The organism is Pseudomonas sp. PA-4-8C, assembly GCF_021606625.1.
GTDB lineage: Bacteria > Pseudomonadota > Gammaproteobacteria > Pseudomonadales > Pseudomonadaceae > Aquipseudomonas > Aquipseudomonas lactis.
Genome location: NZ_WKCD01000016.1, coordinates 22,975 through 44,861, shown reverse-complemented (window position 1 = coordinate 44,861; position 21,887 = coordinate 22,975). Strand labels below are relative to the sequence as shown.

The 21,887-nt window shown below is 61.6% G+C and carries 21 protein-coding genes and 2 pseudogenes; 4 read left to right on the top strand and 19 right to left on the bottom strand.

Going from position 1 to position 21,887, the window contains the following annotated elements; all coding sequences use genetic code 11:
* The first annotated feature begins 90 nt into the window (after positions 1-90).
* The 4 genes and pseudogenes from GIW04_RS05210 (at position 91) to GIW04_RS05200 (ending at position 2,937) form a co-directional block, all read left to right on the top strand.
* Positions 91-1,059 carry a DUF932 domain-containing protein gene (locus GIW04_RS05210; protein ID WP_120248773.1) on the top strand — a complete coding sequence of 323 codons (969 nt, stop codon included), beginning with the start codon at positions 91-93 and terminating at the stop codon, positions 1,057-1,059.
* A gap of 73 nt (positions 1,060-1,132) precedes the next feature.
* A pseudogene (locus tag GIW04_RS05205) lies at positions 1,133-1,752 on the top strand (YqaJ viral recombinase family nuclease); the annotation flags it as partial.
* A 51-nt stretch (positions 1,753-1,803) separates the two neighbouring features.
* Positions 1,804-1,986 (top strand): annotated as a pseudogene (locus GIW04_RS31435) (transposase); the annotation flags it as partial.
* 189 nt (positions 1,987-2,175) lie between these two features.
* Positions 2,176-2,937 (top strand): IclR family transcriptional regulator, encoded by a 762-nt coding sequence (locus GIW04_RS05200; protein WP_120248772.1) that lies wholly within the window; start codon positions 2,176-2,178, stop codon positions 2,935-2,937.
* 22 nt (positions 2,938-2,959) lie between these two features.
* Here GIW04_RS05200 and GIW04_RS05195 read toward each other — a convergent pair whose 3' ends face one another.
* The 19 genes from GIW04_RS05195 to GIW04_RS05105 all read right to left on the bottom strand — a co-directional run bounded on the left by GIW04_RS05195 (position 2,960) and on the right by GIW04_RS05105 (position 21,808).
* Positions 2,960-3,538: an NUDIX hydrolase gene (locus tag GIW04_RS05195; RefSeq protein WP_120248771.1), complete on the bottom strand. Its 579-nt coding sequence runs from the start codon at positions 3,536-3,538 to the stop codon at positions 2,960-2,962.
* Positions 3,539-3,579: 41 nt separating this feature from the next.
* Complete coding sequence (locus tag GIW04_RS05190; RefSeq protein WP_120248770.1) at positions 3,580-4,593, bottom strand: 2Fe-2S iron-sulfur cluster-binding protein; 1,014 nt, start codon at positions 4,591-4,593, stop codon at positions 3,580-3,582.
* Positions 4,594-4,629: 36 nt separating this feature from the next.
* Positions 4,630-5,613: an amidohydrolase family protein gene (locus tag GIW04_RS05185; RefSeq protein WP_120248769.1), complete on the bottom strand. Its 984-nt coding sequence runs from the start codon at positions 5,611-5,613 to the stop codon at positions 4,630-4,632.
* 17 nt (positions 5,614-5,630) lie between these two features.
* Positions 5,631-5,981 (bottom strand): non-heme iron oxygenase ferredoxin subunit, encoded by a 351-nt coding sequence (locus GIW04_RS05180; RefSeq protein ID WP_120248768.1) that lies wholly within the window; start codon positions 5,979-5,981, stop codon positions 5,631-5,633.
* Between the two features lie 20 nt (positions 5,982-6,001).
* The gene (locus GIW04_RS05175; RefSeq protein WP_120248767.1) at positions 6,002-6,904 is read right to left on the bottom strand and encodes a DMT family transporter; all 903 of its coding nucleotides are present in this window, start codon (positions 6,902-6,904) and stop codon (positions 6,002-6,004) included.
* Between the two features lie 182 nt (positions 6,905-7,086).
* Positions 7,087-7,896 carry a 1,6-dihydroxycyclohexa-2,4-diene-1-carboxylate dehydrogenase gene (locus GIW04_RS05170; protein WP_120248766.1) on the bottom strand — a complete coding sequence of 270 codons (810 nt, stop codon included), beginning with the start codon at positions 7,894-7,896 and terminating at the stop codon, positions 7,087-7,089.
* A 54-nt stretch (positions 7,897-7,950) separates the two neighbouring features.
* On the bottom strand, positions 7,951-8,808 hold the full coding sequence (locus GIW04_RS05165; RefSeq protein WP_120248765.1) for a VOC family protein: 858 nt from the start codon (positions 8,806-8,808) through the stop codon (positions 7,951-7,953).
* 3 nt (positions 8,809-8,811) lie between these two features.
* Positions 8,812-10,782 carry a TRAP transporter permease gene (locus GIW04_RS05160; protein WP_120248764.1) on the bottom strand — a complete coding sequence of 657 codons (1,971 nt, stop codon included), beginning with the start codon at positions 10,780-10,782 and terminating at the stop codon, positions 8,812-8,814.
* Between the two features lie 117 nt (positions 10,783-10,899).
* The gene (locus GIW04_RS05155; protein WP_120248763.1) at positions 10,900-12,270 is read right to left on the bottom strand and encodes an OprO/OprP family phosphate-selective porin; all 1,371 of its coding nucleotides are present in this window, start codon (positions 12,268-12,270) and stop codon (positions 10,900-10,902) included.
* Between the two features lie 182 nt (positions 12,271-12,452).
* On the bottom strand, positions 12,453-13,502 hold the full coding sequence (locus GIW04_RS05150; protein WP_120248762.1) for a TAXI family TRAP transporter solute-binding subunit: 1,050 nt from the start codon (positions 13,500-13,502) through the stop codon (positions 12,453-12,455).
* Between the two features lie 243 nt (positions 13,503-13,745).
* On the bottom strand, positions 13,746-14,276 hold the full coding sequence (locus GIW04_RS05145) for an aromatic-ring-hydroxylating dioxygenase subunit beta (protein ID WP_120248761.1): 531 nt from the start codon (positions 14,274-14,276) through the stop codon (positions 13,746-13,748).
* A 34-nt stretch (positions 14,277-14,310) separates the two neighbouring features.
* Complete coding sequence (locus GIW04_RS05140; protein WP_120248760.1) at positions 14,311-15,612, bottom strand: aromatic ring-hydroxylating oxygenase subunit alpha; 1,302 nt, start codon at positions 15,610-15,612, stop codon at positions 14,311-14,313.
* Positions 15,613-15,687: 75 nt separating this feature from the next.
* Positions 15,688-16,518: an alpha/beta fold hydrolase gene (locus tag GIW04_RS05135; RefSeq protein ID WP_120248759.1), complete on the bottom strand. Its 831-nt coding sequence runs from the start codon at positions 16,516-16,518 to the stop codon at positions 15,688-15,690.
* Positions 16,515-16,763 (bottom strand): tautomerase family protein, encoded by a 249-nt coding sequence (locus tag GIW04_RS05130; protein ID WP_268939194.1) that lies wholly within the window; start codon positions 16,761-16,763, stop codon positions 16,515-16,517. Before GIW04_RS05130 ends, GIW04_RS05135 begins: the two co-directional genes overlap by 4 nt.
* Positions 16,735-17,529: a 2-oxo-3-hexenedioate decarboxylase gene (dmpH, locus tag GIW04_RS05125; RefSeq protein WP_120248758.1), complete on the bottom strand. Its 795-nt coding sequence runs from the start codon at positions 17,527-17,529 to the stop codon at positions 16,735-16,737. Before dmpH ends, GIW04_RS05130 begins: the two co-directional genes overlap by 29 nt.
* Positions 17,529-18,563, bottom strand: a complete 1,035-nt coding sequence (gene dmpG, locus GIW04_RS05120) for a 4-hydroxy-2-oxovalerate aldolase (RefSeq protein WP_090337463.1) — start codon at positions 18,561-18,563, stop codon at positions 17,529-17,531. The genes dmpH and dmpG overlap by 1 nt, the downstream gene beginning before the upstream one ends.
* 11 nt (positions 18,564-18,574) lie before the next feature.
* Positions 18,575-19,513 (bottom strand): acetaldehyde dehydrogenase (acetylating), encoded by a 939-nt coding sequence (locus tag GIW04_RS05115; protein ID WP_120248757.1) that lies wholly within the window; start codon positions 19,511-19,513, stop codon positions 18,575-18,577.
* 14 nt (positions 19,514-19,527) lie between these two features.
* A complete protein-coding gene (gene dmpE, locus GIW04_RS05110) occupies positions 19,528-20,313 on the bottom strand; it encodes a 2-oxopent-4-enoate hydratase (protein ID WP_236269843.1) in 786 nt (261 codons plus the stop codon).
* A gap of 34 nt (positions 20,314-20,347) precedes the next feature.
* Complete coding sequence (locus tag GIW04_RS05105; protein ID WP_120248755.1) at positions 20,348-21,808, bottom strand: 2-hydroxymuconic semialdehyde dehydrogenase; 1,461 nt, start codon at positions 21,806-21,808, stop codon at positions 20,348-20,350.
* Positions 21,809-21,887 lie beyond the last annotated feature (79 nt).

Sequence of the window (21,887 nt, the reverse complement as noted above, 5' to 3'; positions counted from 1 at the left end):
TAGGTCCTTCCCCTTCTATCTATTACGTCTGGACGGTGCTGCGCTCTGCGTGGCGCTTTATGCCGGCTTGCACCTAAAGGAATTACAACCATGGCTCATCTCGTCGAAACAATGGCCTACGCGGGCGCGGCCCCGTGGCATGGCCTAGGCAATCAACTCACTCAGAAACAACCGATCGAAGTTTGGCAACGCGAAGCCGGGATGGACTGGGCGATCCAAGAAAGCCCGGTGCACTTCAAAGCAGAGCTGGCCGGTCACCTAGGCTCCATCCATTCATTCCCGGAACAAAAGGTGCTGTACCGCTCCGACACCAAAGTACCACTGTCGGTGGTCTCACAGCGCTACCACACCGTGCAGCCGCGTGAGGTGCTGGAGTTCTACCGTGATCTTACTGAGGTCTCCGGCTACGAGCTGGAGACTGCGGGGGTACTAAAGGGCGGTCGCAAATTATGGGCGTTAGCGCGTACCGGACAAGGCGCTGCCCTGAAGGGCAATGACCAGGTCAACGGCTACCTGCTGCTGGCCACGTCCTGCGACGGCACCCTGGCAACCACGGCAACACCCACCACCGTTCGGGTGGTGTGCAACAACACCCTGACCATTGCCCTGGACGGCACATCTCGTGCGATTAAGGTGCCGCATAACACACGATTCGATCCGAAGGCAGTGAAGAAGCAACTCGGCATAGCCGTCTCCGGTTGGGACGAGTTCATGTACCGCATGCGCCATCTCGCTGAGCGCAAGGTCCAGTGGCATGAGGCTCTTGGATATTTCATGTCGGTGTTGTGTGAGGTAAATCCGAGCAATCAACTACCGGAACAATTGCCCAACGAACGCGCCCTGCGCAAGGTCCAGGAGCTGTATGAAGGCCGTGGCCGGGGCAGCCAGCTCGAATCGGCACGCGGCACCGCCTGGGGCTTGCTCAATGCGGTGACCGAGTACGTCGATCACGAGCGCCGCGCCCGTAGCAATGAGTACCGCATGGACTCGGCGTGGTTTGGTCAAGGTGCGCAGATCAAGCAACGCGCCCTTGATGCAGCCTTGCGCCTCGCCGCTTAACTCTTCTCGTCAATCGCCACGCCCGGTCAGCCTTGTGCTGATCGGGCGTGTTTATGCCTGCAAGGTGAACACGATGAAAGCAACCTCATTGGATAGCTGTACCCCGAAGCCCCGTCCTGCCCTGCGCCTGGTCAGCACCAAGGAGCTGCCGCGTGAGGATTGGCTCGCCATACGTAAACAAGGCATCGGTAGCTCCGACGCAGGAGCTGCGGTTGGCCTCAACCCGTACAAGTCGCAGCTGGAACTTTGGCTAGAGAAGACCGGACGGGACACCGAGCTGCCGAAAACCGATCCCGACGACGAAGATAGCGCGATGTACTGGGGCAACGTGCTCGAACCCATTGTGGTCTGGCATTACAGCAAGCGCACCAAGAACAAGGTGCGGCGCATCAACGCCGTGCTGCAGCATCCCGATCCGGAGTTGCCCTGGATGCTGGCCAACATCGACCGAGAGGTGATCGAGGCCGACGATGTGCAGATCCTCGAATGCAAGACCGCCGGCATAAACGGCGCACGCCTTTGGAAGGAAGGCGTGCCGGAGTATGTGACGCTGCAACCGATGCACCAGCTCGCCGTCACCGGCAACAGGCGGCGGATGTCGCCGTGCTGCTCGGCGGCCAGACGCTGGGGATCCACCGTATCGAGCGGGACGAGCAGATGATCGCGCGCCTGATCGAGCTGGAGCGCATATTCTGACGGTACGTCGCAACTGATACCCCTCTACCGGCTGATGGCCCGGAAGTGAGCCTGCATTACGTGTCCTAGAAACGTCGCGCAAAGGTGGCGGCTGACCTGAGGAGGATTTACTAGTCTGCCACGGCAGACGAGGCCGAACTGCGCCGCGGAGAGTTCGAGGCCAAGTGGGACGATCACTACTTGTCAATCGGCCAGTCTTGGCGACGCAACTGGGCCCGGATCACGCCCTTCTGAGCGCGCCCAATCGTGACAATCGCGTTATCAACCTTAAGTCATTGCCCCACTCAGCCCGCGACTGGTAAGCCAAGCAATCAGTAGGTTCTGCCCCTCATCGACGCGCGGCAGGTCGTTATAATTTAAGATACCGACCCTGCCACCCAGATTGGCTAAGCAAGCATCGAAACTAGCCCCAGGTAATCCATGGCCACGCCAGTTAATTTATCCGTCATAAAAGCGTTTCGAATATTGAATGCCTTCGAGTATGCCGGGGAAAAACTAAGCCTCTCGCAACTTACCCGGCGCCTCGATATGAATGTCGCCACCGCCCATCGCTTCCTGATCACCCTGCAATCGGTGGGGGCCGTAGTGAAGACGCCGAATGGATCCTTCGAACTGGGGTTCCTGCTGGCCGATCTCGGCGGAAAGGTGTCGATCATCGATGTGATGAACAGCATCTCCATGCCCCATGTCGAAAGCCTGGCCGAGCGCTTTGGCGAGACCATCCATGCCGCTATCCTCGACAACGACATGGTTTGCTATGTGGCTAAGGGCGAGGTCTCGCGCAGCCTCACGCTGATCACGCACATCGGCAAGCGCTTGCCGGCCTATTGCACCGGCCTGGGCAAGGCCCTGATGTCGACGCTTGACGAAGCCGAGTTGCAGCGCTGCATCGCCCGCCAATCCTTTCAGCCACTCACGGAAAAGACGACCACCGAGCCGACCGCGCTACTTGAGGAGTTACAACTGACCCGAGAGCGAGGCTATGCGATCGACGATGAAGAAGTGGAGATAGGCTTGCGTTGCGTGGCGGTGCCGATCATCGGGCGCAGCAACCAGCTCAAGGCAGCGATTTCCCTGTCGGCGCCAACCACCCGCCTAGACCAGGCGAAGGTCGAGGAAGTTGCCCAGGCACTACGCGAACAGGCCTTGCTGATTGGCGAGAAGCTGGCCGCCCGGCCCTGAGATGGCACCGATGACGACTCCGCTAATCGTCGGGATGCAGGTGTAGCCGCAGGTTGTTCATGATGCGCGCGGTCAGTCCCCATATCTGCTCGGTGCCGCAGTCCAGCACCAGACTGTGTTTTTCCTCGCCGTCGTAGACCCTGCGCTCCTGGCGATAATGGTCGGCCTGGAGGAAATGGCTCAAGGGCACTTTGATCACCTCGGCCACCTCCTTGGCCTGCAGTCGCCAGCGCAGCGGACGCGTAATGATGCCCACCACGGGATAGATCACAACGCCACGGCTGTTGCGGCAGAGCGGTAGCACCAGCGGTACCTGCACTGCCGCTGGTGGCAAGCCGACTTCCTCTTGCGCCTCACGCAATGCGGCGCGTATCACCGACCCCTGGTCCACCGCTTCGAGAAGGCCACCCGGCAGGCTGATTTCCCCCGCATGCCGGCGCATACCGTTGGCCCGTTGGGTGAATACCACCGGGCATTCAGGCTCGGCGGCGAGCAGCGCAATCAGCACTGCCGCCACCTTCTCCGGCCCGGCATCCAAGTGCGGCGCCTCGCCGCTCAGTTGAGCTAGACGCTGCAGCGCTTGTGCCGTTATCGCGTGCATGTCGTACCTCCACCGCAGCCGCAAAGAAACGCCAATACTTCCTAGAAAAAGCGGTCGAAATGCACCTGTTCGGCCGGCACCCCTTGGTCGAGCAGCAACATTTTGGTGGTTGCCTGCACCATGGGCGGAGGCCCCGCCAAGTAGCATTCGTAATCGGCCAACGTACCTGCCAACGTCTGCTCCAAGGCTTCATGGATAAAGCCGACCGCCCCCTCCCAGCCATCGCCTGGCGAGGGTTCGGAGATGGCTGCATGGAAGCGGACCCGCTCGGCAAAGCCGGGCAGCGCTTGCAGCTCTGCCAGGCCGCAGATGTCGGCGGGCGTGCGGCCACCGAAGAAGAAATGCAGTTTGCGTCCGGCCATCGCCGGATCGCTGAGCATGCCGCGGGCAATCGACAACACCGGCGAGATACCCGAGCCGCCGGCGATGCAGAGCACATCGCGAGGCACTGCGGTTTGTAGGAAAGCCAAGCCGTAAGGCCCTTGCAGCGTGACTTGGTCGCCCGGCTCAAGCAGGGCGAACAGCGACTCGGTTACCCGCCCGCCGGGCTTTTTGCGGATCCAGAACTCCCATATGCCCTCGGCATTGGCGAGGTTGCTCATCGAGTAGGCCCGCGGACCGGGAGCATCGCCGAGGCTGAGCATGGCGTACTGCCCCGGCAGGAAACGCGCGGGGGCGGGGCCGTGGAAGCGGAACTCGGTGATATCCGGGGTCAATTCGCGGCGGCTTTCCAGAGTGGCCTGGAAGCGCTGCGGCAGTATGCTCGGGCGGAAGCTTTCGTCGGTGCGCATGCTGATCACCAGATCACTTTTCGCGCGGCACTGGCAAGCCAGCTTGCGTCCCTTCTTCAGATCGCGGGCGGACAGTCCCGGCGCATCCGGCCAGAGCTCCTCGACCTCGCCCTCAATCAGTTCGAATTTGCAACTGCCGCAACCACCCGAGTTGCACTCATAGGAAAGGCCGAGTCCGGCCGCGAGCCCGGCACGCAAAATAGAGTCATGCGTCTCGGTTTGTTCGAAAGACGCGTCGCTGTTGTGGATCTGTACGATAGGCATAACGGCCTCTCTTGGATTTATGGGTTGAACGCCGCGTTACAGGCCCAGAAAACGCAGACAGTTGGTCGTCTGCAAGGCTTCACGGTCGGCCGCGCTGAGCCCCAGCCCCTCCAGCCGACGGCCAGGATGACTGTCACGAATGACGAAGGGATAGTCGGTGCCAATCATCAACTGGCTCGTGCCGTAGACCTGCATCAGGTAGGTCAGCGCCGGCTCGCTGTAGACTAGGGTGTCGTACCAGAACTGCCGCGCCACTTCCTGCGGCGAAGAGGGGATCGCCTCGCGCAGCGGCTTGCTAATTTCCCAGCCGTGCTGCAGGCGCGGCAGGATCATCGGGAAGGAGCCGCCGCCATGGCTGAAGGCAATGCGCAGGCGCGGGAAGCGGTCGAGCACGCCGTTGGCAATGAAGGCGGCGATGCCCAAGCCGTTCTCGTTGGGGAAGCCGACCAGCGCTTCGATCAACGGTGGCCCGTAGAGCCGCTCCTTGGTCGGGTGCAGGGCATGCACAAACAGGCACATGTCCTCTTCCTGCAGGGCGGCGAAGAACGGATCGAAACGGCGGTCACCCATGGCGATGCCGTTGATGTTCGAGCCCACCTCGACCCCGACCAGAGCGTATTCGTGCTTGAGGCTGCGCACTTCGCGCGCGGCCCGTTCCGGGTCCTGCAGCGGCACCATGCCCAGGCCGTAGAAACGCTGTGGAGCTGCGGCGACCATCTCGGCGATGGTGCCGTTGATATAGCGGCCGAAGGCCAGGGCATCGTCGAGGCCGAACCAGTAGGACAGCAGCTCCGGCATCGGCGACAGTACCTGGCGCTCGACGCCCTCGGCGGCCATTTCCTCCAGGCGCCGGTTGCTGTCCCAGGCGTTGGCGGATACTTCGCGGAACGGCTTGTCGCCGATCATCACCGTGCGGTGATGGCCCTCGCCGCAGTGCATGCAGGGCCAGCCATGGTTTTTTCCCCGGCCCGGGTAGGCGGGAAAATCGGCCGGGACAACATGGGTGTGCATATCGATCATGTGTTTCTCCTCGCGGCCTAGGCCTTGATTGCGCCGGCGGAGAGGTCGAGATAGACCTTGCCGCTTTCGACCGTGACCGGATACACCTTGATGGGCAGCACGCAGGGAAACGACAGCGCCTCGCCGGTGCGCACATCGAAGGTGCCGCCATGCCAGGGGCATTCCACCACGCAGTCCTCATCGACTTCGCCTTCGGAAAGCAGCGCCTGGCCGTGGGAGCAGATGTCGTCGGTGGCGTAGAACGCATCGGCGACCCGGTACACAGCCACCGGGCCGAGACCGGGCGGGGTCACCTGATGGATTTCGCTATTGCCCAACACATCCGCGTCGCAGACGTAGAAGTGGGACATATTGATTACAAGGTCCATAGCGGCTCCTTTCTCAGAACTTATGCCAGCCCATAGGTCGTCACCAGAATCACCCCCGCAACGGTGGCGACGGTTCCGGCGATGACTTGAGGCGTGAAGATTTCGTCCGCGCGGATGAACACGTACGACACCAGCAGGACGAACAGTGGCGTGGTGGCGGCCAGCGGTGCGATGACCACCAGACCCTCGAATTGCAGCGCCGCATACAGCAGCACCGGCCCGAGACTGGAAAAGATCCCGGCGAGCACGAAGAAACCGAGCTCGCGCCGACTGCAGCGGATTTCGCCAACCGCACCGGTGAACAGCACGTACAGCGTGGAGAAGAACCAGGAAGAGGTGCAGGTGACCGCCGCGGCGGTCACCGCATCCGAACCGATGTCGATCCCGATCTTGCGAAAAACAATGGATATACCGTAGGACAACGAAGCCACCAGCGGCAGCAGCAGATAGATACGCGACACGTTCTGCAGACTGCGGGTCGGGTTCTGCCCGCCCTGCGCACCGACCACCACGCTGCCCAGCACCACCATCAAGGCGCCCAGCAAGCCCAGGTTGGTCACCTCTTCGCCGAGGAACAGGATCGCCAGCACCACGGAGATCACCGGATGAGTCAAGGTCAGCGGTGTGGTGATATTCGCTCCGAGTTTGGCCATTCCCTGGAATTGAAAGAGCCGGCCCAGCAAAGGCGCGAACACCCCGGAGAGGAAGAAGTAGCGCCACTCCCACCATTGCTCGAACTGCCAGCCGTAGACCAGCAGACTCCAGCCCCAGAGAAAAACCACGTTGACGAATAACGTCAGCCACAACGCAGTCGTCGTCGACGCGCTCTTTACCCCGACCCGCACAAAAACGAAGGTGAGCGCAAACATCAAAGCCGAAAGCAAGGCCATGCCAATAGGCAGCGCTCCAGACACATCGGTCATACTTCATTCACTCCTGTACATGCGGCGGCACTCGGTTGTCCGATAGGGTTCTGCGTTATGGCCACGGCCTTGTTCGCCAAGCCACCGACTTAACGGCACAACCCAGGCAGCCAGGCCCATGCTGAACACGATCAGGCCCGGGCACGGCGTGAAACGCCGTACCTGCAATCGCAACGATACTGTCAGCGCGCCACGGACGAGATACGCATGCCCCGCTTGCCGGTATCCAGGATTTCGCCGGTCATATAAGAAGCATCGTCGGAGGCCAGGAAAACGATCACCGCGGCCTGCTCCTCGATGGAAGCGGGTCGATCGAACAATCCCTCCTTGGTGACGTAATCGTAGAACTGCTGGTTCCACTGCTTTTCCTGGTCGCTCAACGCGCGCTCCAGGCGCGGCGTCGGCCGTTCCTTGACCGCCGTGTTGCCCGGTGCGACGCAGTTGACGCGGATATTGAAGTCCGCCAGCTCGACCGCCAGCGCCGTGGTCAGCCCGACCACGCCGCCTTTCGACGCGGAATAGGGAATGCGGAAAATCCCCATGGTCGCGTTGGAGCCGACGTTGACTATGGCGCCGCCCCGCGCCTGCATGTAGGGCACCACCGCACGGCAGCACCACAGGGGCGGCCAGAAGGAGCGCTCGACCTCGGCCTTGATCTCGTCTTCGCTGTAATGCCAGAACGGCTTCTTCCAGATGGTCCCGCCGACGTTGTTGACCAGCACGTCGATACGCCCGAAGGCCGACTCGGTTTCGGCCATCACGCTTTGCGCCCCGGCGTAGGTCGCCAGATCGGCGATCGCCACCGCCACCTCCAGGCCCTCCGCACGCATGGCCTCGGCGGCCTCATGGGTCGGCGCGGCGGACTTGTCCGCCAGCACCACCTGCGCACCCTCGCGAGCCAGACGCCACGCCGTCGCCAGCCCGATGCCCTGCCCTGCGCCCGTCACCAGGGCAACCTTTCCTAAAAATCGTCTGCAACCTTGTTCGCTCATAATCCCATCCGTTTGCAACTCGATCGTGATCGGCCCGCTACGCGGCCAACCCGTTTATTCGCTGAATTCCTCAACGTTGGGCTTGGCGCCCCACATACAGAACGAAGACGGCTTCATCTCGAACTGGCGCGGCGTGTACGAGGCCTCGTCGGTGATTCGCTTCACACCCGAGGAATATTCGTAGACGCGCCCGTCCGGGCCGAGGAAGTAGATGAACATCGCCGTCGAGGTCGGGTGCCGACCCGGCCCGAAGGCGATAGGTACGCCACGCTCCTGCAGGAAGTACCAAGAGCGCATCACGTCATCGATGCTCGCGACCTGGAAGTTGACGTGCTGCACGCCGATCTTGTCCGAGGGGAACAAGGCGATCTTGTGGTGCACCTCGTCGATGCGCAGCAACGCGCCATCGCCGATCCTGTCGCTGATCCGGGCGCTGAGCACCGAAGTCCAGAAAAGCAGGTCGCGCTCGATATTGCGGCTGTGCAGACCGAAATGACCGAACTCGGTGATCCCGGCATCGCGCGCGGGAAAGTAGCGCACGCCGGTCTGGTGTGGCCGATAGACCAGCTCGATGCGGTTGTCGTTGGGATCGGTAAAGGCAACGAAGGCCTCGACCCGGCGCTCTTCGCATTCGGCCGGAGTACCCCAGTTGACCTCGATACCTTGTGTGGCCAGCTCGCTCTCGGCCGTCTTCAGCTCCGCCAGGTGGCGCAGTTCGAACGCCGACGCGTCATAAGACGCGTCGCCCTGGATGTAGCAAAGGTTGAAGGCGCTGCTGTCGCCACGCAGGTAGGCATGGGTCGCGGTTCTTTCGCGCAGCTCCAGACCCAGTATACCGGTGGCGAAGCGCACCATTTCATCCAGATCGCGGCAGCCGAGTCGCAGGTAGCAGATATCGTGCAGATTGATCATGGCTTAGTCTCCACTCGTTGTGTTTATCGGCGTCTTGGCCAGCCCGTCATGCGTTGCCCTCACGCGTTGGTGCAGGCGCGGAAAGAAACGTCTGGACAACAGATAACCGCCGACGATGAGCAACCCCGCCACACCGACGATGTCCCAGGCCGACATCGACAGCAGCCCAGCGGCGATCATGGCGACGCGAGCCCAGCGGCTCAGCATGCCGTGGTACCAGCCCTCAGCTGCGGAGGCGATAATCAGCACGCCCACGGTCACCTTAGTAATGTCGAGCAACGCCGTTTCCCATCCTCCAATCAGCAGCAGACCCGGGTTGTAGACGAAGGCGAATGGCAGTAGGAAAGCCACCATGCCTACTTTCACAGCAGTCAAGGAAACTGCCATCGGGCGCTCGTCGGCGATGGTGCTGGCGACATATGCCGACACCGCGACAGGTGGGGTGATATACGAGGCAACCGCATAGAAAATGAGGAACAGGTGAGCCTGCATCACGGTCAGGCCCGCATCGACCAACGCCGGAGCCACCATCACCGCCACCAACGAGTACACCGCCACGACCGGCATGCCCAGCCCGCAAACGATGGTCACCACGGCGGCCAGCAACAGCGCGAGGAAAAGGTTGAGCTGAGCGATGCCAAAAATCAGCGCGGCCAGTTTCGACGCAAGACCTGTGATGTTTAGGCCCAGCAGCAGGATACCGGCACCCGCCACCGCGGCGATCAGCGGCGCCAGGGCAGTACAGACCTCGACGCAGGCCTCGATGAAGCGGCGCGGGCCGATGCGCGTCTTGGCCATGCTCCAGCTCGCTACGATCACCGCCAACAGGCCCGCCGTCGCCGCCAACGCCGGGGTATGCCCATCAAGCATGTAGTAGACGAGAATGCCCATCGGCACCACGAAGACCCAGCCGGTACGGATCACTGTCCACAGCGTCGGCACAAGGCTGCCGTCGATCTTGCCAACGTTGCGGCGGCACGAGTAGCAATGCACCTGGGTGTAGATGGCCGCGTAGTAGAGCAACGCGGAGGCCAGGATGGCGGCACAGATCTCACCATAGGCGATACCGGTGAACTCCACCATGAGGAACACCACCGCGCCCATCACCGGGGGCAGCAGGGCACCGCCAGTCGCGGCGACCGCCTCCACCGCAGCAGCGTAGCGCCCGGTGAAGCCCGAACGTTTCATCATCGGGATGGTGATTGGGCCTGTGGTCATCACGTCGGCAGCCGGGCTGCCGGAGATCATGCCGAACAGGCCGCTGGAGGTGACCGCCACCTTGGCCGAACCGCCGGCGGAACGCCCGGCGATTAACGCGGCCAGGTTGAAGAAGAACTCGCCACCGCCACTTTTCTCGAGAAGCTTGCCGAAGGTGACGAATAGGAAGGCGTAGACCGCCGCTATCTGCACTGGCGCTGAGAACAGGCCGCCGTCCTGCGGCGAGACCACCAGACCCTCAAGCAGGTAACTCCACTCTAGGTTGCGATGGCCGAAAAAACCCGGCAGGTAATGCCCGAACAGGCAGTAGGCGATCACCAGCCAGACCACCACGGAGATGCCTGCTCCGACACAACGGCGCAGCAATTCCAGCGTGAGGAGCAAATACAGCCCCGCCACGGCCAGATCCAAGAGCAGGAACTCGCTCAGCCCGCTGATCCAGTCGTGATAGCGGCCCATCTGCGAGATCAGGTAGAGGCCTCCAATGAGGCTCAAGCTGGACAGGATGTAATCACCAAGGGTGCTGCGATGAACGTCCGGCGCGTAACTAATCGCCAGAAACGAGATCACGTACATCGGCACGACAAAAACAATGGCGAGTTCCAGCCGACCGAACTCGCCGGCAAGCGCATACCAGACCTCGAAGATAGTCAGCGGCACTGCCAACAAGGCAAAAAAGGCGTATTTATTGCGATCCAAGGGCAGTTTGTTGCCCATTTGGAACATTAGCCAAAATGTCCTTTTGATGTATTGCATGGGGACGCCTCTCTGTTTACTTTCGGCTAATCAGTCGAATCGCCTTTTTAAATAACCGGCTAGCCAGAATAAATTACAGGCCAACCGGATTAACAGACCGACTGACTGTCCGGTTTATTAGAATTCAAGCTGAGCGCGAGCTTGTACAAAGCTTGGTTTATCGCCGTCATAAGGCCCACCGTCGAGACTTACGACGTTGCCGTATTCCATGGAGAAGCGCAGGCGTTGCTGCGGGAACCAATTTATACCCAACATCAGCATATCCATTTCGCCTCCATCAATACCGCCGTCGCTCAGGTCTAGCGTGCTGTAGCCCGCCGCCAGCTGCCATGCGCCAATACCGCCTTGGCTGAGACTTTTTGCAGGAGTAGTCGCACCAAATACATTGTTGTTAGAGTCATAAGCTCGCGCCTCACCGGTCAGCATATAACCGGCCATCACATAGCCCCCTGTAAACATTGGCTTCTCTCCATTGGCAACACCGCCATTGATGGCGTCGTATTTTTGCTGCAAGTATTCAGACCAAAGTTCGAAAGGGCCATTTTGATATAGGCCATGCACGCCCACGGCCGTAAAACCGTCCGAGATGAATTCCCCCGTATCGACCGGGCGAAATGCGCTGATATCGCTTTGCGCGCGAGCGCGCAGGCGTTGTGTATCAGAGCCATTTGAGGACTGATGGCGCAAGGAAGCACCGAGACTCAGGACATGCCCCTTTTCCTGAATGGGATTGATGTTGAACTGGGTAGCTACGTCCACTGCGTCATTGCGGTTTGCATCAGTGGCTCGACTACCAAGCGGGTTCTGAGCTACGGCAAAGCTCCAGCGCCAGTTAGAGCCAATCAAATCCTCGCGTATTCCCACACGCCGAGCCCCGGCGCCAAGCAAAGTGGTCGGTGGAGTAAGCTCCATGAACAACTTATACTTGCTGCTTTGCTGGCTTTCCAAACCGAAAGGCTGGAACTGGTTGCCAAGGAGCAAATTCAGCTCCTTACCTGCCGGTTTAAGCCCGTGATAACCGATTTTTGCATCTTTGACACCGCCCTCGCCGTCGCCGGTGAAGTCGTACTGGAATACATAAGACCAGTCCCTATACATGGTCCCGCTGACTTCCAGACGAGCATCCCGGAGCGCAGTACCGCTGCCCATGGGAGACTCGTCGGCGTCATACCAGGCCGTATCCAACAGAAGACGACCGCCAATCCGGAAGGTGAAATTTCCATCCTCGGTGGCTAGTTGCATGCGGCCACCACGTTCTTCGATTTTGACAGAATGCGGGCCAGGCTTAATGCTTGCTTTCAGGCCCTCGGCTTCCGCCTTGACCGCCTTCAACGCCTCCTCAAGCGCCTGGACTCGATCAGCGAGCTCTTGCTGATTAACTGGCGCTGCTTGAATGGTCCCTGCCACCAACAAGCAACTGAAGGCAAGTGCTGTGGTGGAACGCGGACAAAGGATGCTGGTGCCTTTATGGGGTGTATTAGTGCTCATGATCTGTTCCTATTATCTTTATTATTGAAACGTCATCTCATTTCAGCTTCCCAGCCAGCTGGCTTCCTTCGGAAAGACCGGCTAGCGTTTCGGTCTACTCCTACAAGGCATCAATACGGCTGACACGGCTTAAGTCAGGAGAAATATTGCCCGCTGCAAGGCGGCCGCTCCTGTAACGGCAGTTACTCGACCAAACCAACTTCGCGGTAGAACGCCTCCGCGCCGGGATGCAACTTCAAACTGCCGACATCCGGCAGACGCTCGCGGGTGGCCAGTGACAGTGCCGGATGCAGGGAGCGGTAGCGCTCCATTTGTTCGTACACGGCCTTCGCCAACTTGTAAGCGTCGTCGAAGGTCGCTTCCGGACCGGCGACGATGATGAAGCTGGTGAAGGGCACGTACAGGTCTTCCTTTTGGAAGGCATAGACGCCTCCGGGAATGACGCCGACCTTCCCGCCCAGCTCCTTGGCCACGTGCTCGGCAAGTTCCTTGGAAAGCGGAATGAAGGCGATGTCCTGCACGCTGCCCAGTTCGACAATAGCCCCCGCCGGCGTTGCGCCGCCGGTGATGACCACGTCCAGACGGCCGTCGCGCATCAGGTCGTTGGACGCGCCGGTGGGTTGCGGCACCAAGGTGCCGCCCCAGCTTTCGATGTCCTTTATGGTCTTGCCGTAGTAGGACAACAGCGCACGAACATGCTCGCGTGCCCAGAGGTTGCCTGGCTGGTTCACCGATACGCGCATGGGGATTTCTTTCTTGATCAGATCGTCGAAGCTGGTGATGCCGTGCTGGTCGAGAAACTGCTTGCGTGCATAGACCGTAAGCGCGAAGACATCCGGCGCGCCATTCAGCACACCGGTGATGCTGCCCTCCGGGTAGGCATCGCGGAACGGCGCGCGGCCTTTATAGGCCATGCGCGGTTCGACGATGCTCTCGAGGGCGAACGGGCGACGCCCGGTACGCAGGTATTCGAGGCCGCCGGCCGGATTGCCCGGCTCATAGATGATGCTGGAGTTGGGATAGTTGCGACGTACCGCGTCGATTACCCCTTCGCCAAAGACCGACACCTGACCACCCGAGGAATAACCCGCGATGGTGACGTTGACCGGCCCTTCCTTGACCTGGGGCGTGGCCGCGACGGCCATGGTGGCGTTGGCCGCAATGGTCAGCAGCGCCGTTCCCAGAATTCTGCGATTTATCGTGCAGCCGAGCCGCACCAAGGCATTCAACATGACTAAATCTCCAATCGTTCTTGTACTTATGTTTAATCGTCGTGTTTCTTGCAGCTCAAACCCTGACTAAGGTCCTCCCTTATTGAGTAGTGCCGAGTCCGGTGATGCTGAACTCAGCGCCAGCAACGCCATCTACCGCGGAGCTTTGCGTGCTCCAGAACTTCTAAGCTGCTGCACTTTGCCTCCTTAGAAGCCGCTAAAAAGCTGGCCGCCACGTCGATACCGGCGCTGCCCACCCGCCGATCAGACCAAGAAGGTCAGGTTCGGCATTGCCTCGTCGTTGTTCAACAACATCACTTTCTTGCTGCGGATGCGGAACCCCTCGGGAGTGCTCTGCAGCCGATACACACACTTGCCGAACCAGATGTTCTGGACGCCGACGCGAATCTCGCCGAGCACGAAACTGGAGGCGACCTCCAACTCGTCGCCCTCGCTCCTGAGTGGCACCACCCCGGAGATGGTGCGAACCAGCTTGGCCTGCGGCCGATAGGCGTGGGCAGTCTTGTCCTTCAAGCGCATCATGCGTTCGCTCAAGTTGGCGCGATTGTCGTAGATGATCGCAATGCCGGTGCTCGGGTCCTGATCGTCGTGATTGCACGGCACCCAATAGAGGATGTCGTCACCGGACCACAGGGCCATCCAGCGGTCGTACTCGTGCTCGTCCATCAAGGCCGCTTCGTAGGCCAGAAAACGTTCGAGGCGCAGTTGCGTCTCAATGTCCAAGATACCGCCGACCATGGCCGCCGGGGCCGCGTTTACAATTTGCTTCGCCATCGATTTCTCTCCGCTTCGGATGTAACCGGCCGCCTCAGCGAGCAGTCATCAGGCGCTTCCATTCCTGCATTTGCGCCCGTTGGGTGGTCTCGTCACTGATACAGGCCGTTACGCTGCCGTCCTCGTCGACTTGCTCGCGGTTGAGGCCGCGGGCCAGCAGCACCCAAGGCTCGGAATCGGCCAGCAAGCCGCGCTGGGTACGTTCGAAAATCTCGGCATCGTCCGGCGAACCAGCAGCGGCCGGACCATAGAAGGCCTCGTGGGCGCGCAGGCGCTTCTCGTTGATACTCGGCGCCACGCCCTTGAGAAACACCGGATACATCAACACTTCGGTTTCGCCCGGGCTAATCGGAATCACAACGCGCACATGGTCATGAATGAGTTGCAGGTTGGGGAACAACCCCAGATGCGGGTCGCCGTGCCAGGCCAGCAATTCCTCGGCGCGCTCTTGGCCGTAATTGGCCACCATGTCCGCCACGTACTGACGGCCGTCTTCGCTGCGCTGCAGATCGTCGATCGCCATCGCCGCATGGGAACGGCGCTGCTCGCGAAAGTCCAGGCAGGCGTGGCCGTTGGCGAAGCCGCGGGTACGGCTCTGCGAGACGTCGGCAAAGGGGTCTTCCAGGTGCAACGCGCCCACGGCGGAGCCGATGGTGCTTTCGCGCTTGCTGAAGATCTTGAACACCGACATGTGCACGTAGTGCGGGTGGTAGCCGTCCATGCCGATCTGTTTCCAGTTGCCGCGGTACATGGTCTTGTTGACCACGCCCGGCTTTATCTCGATTTCGCCGACCGGCGAAGAGTCGATCATGATGTCGAAGAACTGCTTGGTCGAGCCCAGATACTCGTCGAAGCTCATGCCCTCCTCGGCCAGGCTGGCGAAGACGAAGCCGCGGTAGCTGCCGACACGCGGCACCTTGGGCAAGGCATGCTGTTCGCTGGAGAAATTCTTGTCGTAGGCTTCTGGCCCGGTGACCCCGACCAAGTCGCCCTTGGTGTCGTAGGTCCAGCCGTGGTACCAACACTGGAAGCGTTTGGCGTTGCCGCGTGGCGCTTCGCAGACCTGGGCGCCACGGTGGCGGCAGCGGTTGATCAGCAGTTGCACCTCGCCGTTTTCGTCACGCGTGGCGATGACCGGAAAACGGCCCAACTGGATGCGCTTGAAATCGCCGAATTTGGGAATCTCGCTCTCATGCAGGGCGAACAGCCAGGTGCGATGGAAGATACGTTCCATCTCGTCCTGGAAAATCTGCTCATCGGTAAAGATGGAGCTATGCACGCGGTCTTCTTTGACCAACGCGCCATAGTCACGACTGGATGCAATCAACGTTGTCATTGTTGTGGCCTCATCACTACAGGTCTTAGCCGCCGTCGCTGCGGCGTGGGTTTCCAGCGGCGGTGCCGCGTGGCGCTATTCGTTGAGGAAATCCGTCACCAGCTTGTTGAAGCGCGCAGCGTGCTCGATCTGAGTCCAGTGCCCGCAGCGGCCGAACATGTGCAGTTGCGCACGCTCAATCAGCTCGAACAGCGTATTCGAGGTCACCGGCGGCACGATGCGGTCTTCGCGGCCATGGATGATCAGGGTCTCCTTGTCCAGCGCGCGGATGTCAGCCTCCGCGCTCGCCAGGGCATCGACCCAGCGCTGGCGCGGGGCCGGGAACATCTGCGCGAACGCCTCCTGGTAGCCGGGGCGGATGCTGGCGCGGTAACGCAGCTCAGCCAGTTCGTCACTGATCAGCGCCTTGTTGTAGGCGAAGCTGTCCATCAGGTGGCGCATGCCTTCGACCGACGGCGCGTAGCCCCAGACATCGTCCAGGCCCTGGGTCAGCTCGAAGTCGACACCGGCGGCGCCCATCAGCACCAGGCGCCGCACGCGCTGCGGATGACGAATCGCCATGGCCAGCGCCAGGGCTCCGCCGTAGGAATTGCCGACCACATCGGCCTGCTCGATGCCGAGGGCGTCGAGGAAGTCGATGGCGTGCTTGACCCAGGTGTCCAGGTTGTAGCGGATGCCCTCGGGGCGCTCGGTGTAGCCGAAGCCGACCATGTCCGGCGCGACCACGCGGCGGCCCTCGGCCAGCAGCGGGATATTCAGCCGCCAGTTGGCCCAGGCGGTAACGCCGGGGCCGGAGCCGTGCAGCAGCAGCAACGGCGTAGCGCTGCCCTGGCCGGCATCGTGGTAGTTGGTGTCGATGCCGCCCGCGTCGATACGCAGGCCGATTTCCGGATTCTCCACGCTCATTTCTTATCCTTATCGCGTTGTGCCATTGATTGCCCTGCCGTGCCCCAATGGGTCTTGGGCAGTTCCTGGAGCAGCACCCGAACCGCTTCGGGCTTCACCACCAACGTCTCGACGACAGTCGCCGTGAGATCGTGGATTAGGCGTTCTTTCAGTTCGGCCGAGCGGCCTTCGACAATCGTTACCTGCAACAGCGGCATGGTCGGCCCTCTCTTCGAATCAGATGAAACGCGCGCTGACCGAGCCAAGGCCCTGGTAACGCACGGTGATGTTGTCGCCCGGCGCCACCGGCACCGCCGCGGTGATGCCGCCGGTCATGATGAAACTGCCCGCCGGGATATGCTCGCCGCGTTCGGCCAGCAAGTTGGCCAGCATCGCCACGCTGGAAGCAGGATGGCCAAGCACAGCGGCACCGGCACCGAGTTCCACCACTTCGCCGTTCTTCTCCATCACCACGCCTAGGGTGCGCAGGTCCACGTCGGCCACATCGGCCATCTGCCCGCCGGTAATGAAACGGGTCGAGGAGGCGTTATCGGCGACCACGCTGATCAGGTCAAACTTGAAGTTCTCGTAGCGCGAATCGATCACTTCCACCGTCGGCACGACGAAGTCGGTGGCCGCCAGCACCTGGCCGATATGGCAGCCCGGGCCGTGCAGCGGGGCCTTGGTGACGAAGCTGATCTCCGCCTCGATCTTCGGGTGGATCAGTTTGGCGCAATCCACCACGCCGCCGTCGGCGACGCTGAAGTAGTCGGCGAGGAAGCCGTAGATCGGCGTTTCCACGCCCATCTGCGCCATCTTCGCCCAGGAGGTCAGGCCCATCTTCAGGCCGACGATCTTGTTGCCGCGGGCCTCCTTGCGCCGGCGGATTTCCCACTGCACGTCGTAGGCGTCGGCGAAGGTCATGTCCGGGTAATCGTTGGTCACCTTGCTGATGTCATGCGCATGCAGCTCGGCGTTTTCGATGTGCTCGGCCAGGGCCAGCACCTGTTCGCGGGTCAGCGTACGGTTCATCAGTTGCGCTCCTTACGGGCGGCCAATAGGTCGAGGGCGACGTCGACGATCATGTCTTCCTGGCCACCGACCATGCGCCGTTTGCCCAGTTCGACGAGGATGTCCACGGCCTTGAGGCCGTATTTCTGCGCGGCCACTTCGGAATGGCGGAGGAAGCTGGAGTAGACCCCGGCATAGCCGAGGGCCAGGGTTTCGCGGTCGACCCGCACCGGGCGGTCCTGCAACGGCCGGACGATGTCGTCGGCGGCGTCCATCAGGGTGTAGAGGTCGGTGCCGTGCTCCCAGCCGAGACGTTCGGCGGCGGCGATAAACACCTCCAGCGGCGCGTTGCCGGCACCGGCGCCCATGCCGGCGAGACTGGCGTCGATGCGGTCGCACCCCTCCTCCACCGCGACAATGGAGTTGGCCACGCCAAGGGACAGATTGTGGTGGGCGTGCATGCCGGTCTGGGTTTCCGGCTTGAGCACGGCCTTGACCGCGCGGAAGCGCTCGCGCACGTCCTGCATGCTCAGCGCACCACCGGAATCGACCACGTAGATGCAGGTCGCGCCATAGTTCTCCATCAGCTTGGCCTGCTTGGCCAGATGCTCGGGGGCGATCATATGGCTCATCATCAAAAAGCCGACGGTGTCCATGCCCAGCTCGCGGGCGTATTCGATGTGTTGCTTAGAGACATCCGCCTCGGTGCAGTGGGTGGCCACGCGGACCACCCGCGCGCCGGCGTTGTAGGCCGCCTTGAGGTCGTGCACCGTGCCGATACCGGGCAGCAGCAGGGTGGCGATTTTGGCGTGGCTGATCACATCGTTGACCGCCTCGATCCACTCCAGGTCGGTGTGCGCGCCGAAGCCGTAGTTGAAGCTGGAGCCTTGCAGGCCGTCGCCGTGGGCCACTTCGATGGAGTCGACCTTGGCCTGGTCCAGGGCGCGGGCGATGTCCTGCACGTTCTGCAGCGAGTACTGGTGGCGGATCGCGTGGCTGCCGTCGCGCAGGGTGACGTCGGAGATATAGAGTTTCTTGCCGGGGTTGAAGGTCATGGCGATTCTCCTCAGGCCTTGAGCATCGACTGGGCCATGCGCTCGGCAGTGGCCAACGCGGCGGAGGTCATGATGTCGAGGTTGCCGGCGTAGGCCGGCAGGTAATGGGCGGCGCCTTCGACTTCGAGGAACACCGAGGTCTTCAACCCGCTGAACCGGCCGAGGCCGGGGATGTTCAGCGGCGCGGACTCGGGGATCACGTCGAACTGCACCTGCTGCTTCAGGCGATAGCCGGGCACGTAGGCCTGCACCGCCTGAACCATTTCCTCCACCGAGGCCGCGACGGCGGCCTCATCGGCGGCGGCGGACAGCACATACACGGTGTCGCGCATGATCAGCGGCGGCTCAGCCGGGTTCATGATGATGATCGCCTTGCCCTTGGCCGCACCGCCGATCACTTCGATGGCTTTGCTCGTGGTCTCGGTGAACTCGTCTATATTGGCGCGGGTGCCCGGACCGGCCGACTTGCTGCTGATCGAGGCGACGATCTCGGCGTAATGGACTTTGGCCACGCGGGAGACCGCGGCGACCATCGGGATGGTCGCCTGGCCGCCGCAGGTGACCATGTTGACGTTGAGCTTGCCGAGGTGCTCTTCCAGATTCACCACCGGCACGCAGTACGCGCCGATTGCCGCCGGGGTCAGATCGATCAGGCGGATGCCCGGCTTGGCCTGGCGCAGCAGCGCCTCGTTCTGCATATGGGCGCTGGCCGAGGTGGCGTCAAAGACGAAGTCGATGTCGGCGAATTCCGCCAGCTTGATCAGCCCTTCGACGCCTTGATGGGTAGTCGCCACGCCCATGCGTTGGGCACGGGCGAGGCCGTCGGAGGCCGGATCGATGCCTACCATTACGCCCATTTCCAGGTAGCGGGCGTTGCGTTGCACCTTGATCATCAGGTCAGTGCCGATATTGCCCGGACCGATGATCGCGACTTTGAGTTTCTTATTCATCTGTAAGCCTCCAATTAGGTGAAACGCACAGAGGCGCTGCCGATGCCACCGATATCGACGCGCATCACGTCGCCTGCCTTGACCGGCTCCAGCGGCACCAGCGAACCGGAGAGAATCACCTCACCCGCTTTCAGCGGGATGCCGAAACGGCCGAGGGTATTGGCCAACCAAACCACGCAGTTGACCGGCGAACCGAGCGCCGCGGCGCCAGCCCCGGTGCTGATGATGTGGCCGTTCTTTTCCACCACCATGCCGCAGGTGACCAAGTCGACCTGGCGTGGCGAAACCGCCTGGTCGCCGAGCACGAACAGCCCGCAAGAGGCGTTGTCCGCCACGGTGTCCTGGATCTTGATTTTCCAGTCGCGGATGCGCGAATCGACGATCTCGAAACAGGGCATCACGCATTCGGTGGCGGCCAGCACGTCGGCGTTGGTCACGCCCGGGCCGATCAGGTCCTTCTTGAGGATGAAGGCGATCTCGCCCTCGGCCTTGGGCTGCATCAGCAGCTGACTGATCGGCACCGCCTCGCCACTGTTGAACACCATGGCATCGGTCAGGTATCCGAAGTCCGGCTGATGCACGTTGAGCATGTTCTGCACCGTCTTACTGGTCACGCCGATCTTTTTGCCGATGATTTTCTCGCCGGCCGCCAAACGCCGTTCGAGCATGCGCAGCGAGATGTGGTAGGCGTCGTCGAGGGTGATGCTCGGCTCCCGCTCGGTCAGCGGAACCACCGCGCGGCGTTCGAGCATTGCCGTGAAGAGTTCGTCGCCGTACTGGTCAATCTTGTTTTTTTCCATCCCAGTTCCCCTATTGCCCGCGCGGCGGCGCCGGCTACAACTTGATGCAGATATTGGAAAGCTCGCTGTAGAACTCGAGCCCGTGTACGCCGCCTTCGCGGCCGATACCCGATTGCTTGCTGCCGCCGAATGGCGTGCGTAGATCGCGCAGGAACCAACTATTGATCCAGCACAGGCCGACCTCGATTCGCGGCGCGAGGCGATGCGCGCGTGATAGGTTCTCAGTCCACAACGCCGCGGCCAGGCCGTAGGGCGTGTCGTTGACCAGGCCGACCACTTCATCTTCGCTGTCGAACGGGCGGATATGGCAGCAGGGCCCGAAGATTTCCTCACGGACCACCGCGCAGTCTTCCGGCAGGCCGGTCCAGATGGTCGGCTGCACCCAGGCGCCCTCGGCCAAGGCGGCCGGCATTTGCGGCACACCGCCGCCGGTGACCACGGTTGCGCCAGCGGCGACGGCTTGCTGGTAGTAGGACAGCACCTTCTCGCGGTGCTCGTGGCTGATCAGCGGGCCGAAGCTCACCCCCGATTCTTCCCACCAGCCCATACGCAGTTGTTCGGCGCCTTCCTTCAGGCGCTGGACGAAGGTCTCGAAAATCGGCCGTTCGACGTAGACCCGCTCGGTGCCCAGGCAGACCTGACCGCAGTTGGCGAAGGCCGAGCGCAGGGTGCCTTCGATCGCCTTGTCCAGGTCGGCGTCGGCGAATACCACCGCGGCATTCTTGCCGCCCAACTCCAAGGACACCGGCAGCATGGCGTCGGCGGCAACCTTCATGATCGCCGTGCCGGTACGCGTCTCGCCGGTAAAGGTGATGCCATTGATACCGGGATGACGGGTCAGGTACTCGCCGGCCGAAGCCGGGCCGAAGCCGTGCACCACGTTGTAGACACCCTTGGGAATCCCGGCGGCGTTCATCACCTCGCCGAGCAGCGCGGCGGTGTGCGGCGTTTCCTCGGAAGGCTTGACCACTACGGTGTTGCCGCAGGCCAGGGCCGGACCGACCTTCCAGGTCATCAGTAGCAGCGGCAGGTTCCACGGAGCGATGACCGCGATCACCCCGCGCGGCCGGCGCAGTGCGTAGTTGAGCGCGCCAGTACCGTCCGGGGTATCCATCTGGAAGCTTTCGGTGGATACGTTCTTCACCAGGTCGGCGAAGACTTTGAAGTTGGCCGCGCCACGCGGGATATCGATGTGCGAGGCCAGCGATTTCGGCTTGCCGGTGTCCAGACACTCGGCCTCGAGGAACTCGTCGAAGCGGGCATTGATGCCGTCGGCCACCTTGTGCAGCAGGGCCATGCGCTCGGCCACCGGCATGCTCCCCCACTCCCCTTCCAGGGCGGCACGGGCAGCGCTCACCGCGGCCTCGATCTCGTCTTGGCCGCCTTCGTGCACCTTGGCAATCACTGCACCGTTGGCAGGATTGATGTCGTCGAAGGTGCGACCGCTCCGCGAGGCCACATATTCGCCATTGATAAAGTGCTTGATCTCACGCATCGACAACTCCATCACTTCCAGTCTTGGCCGGAGAACTTCTCATTATTAGAGAAAGAATCTTTAATATTGATTCTCTCGT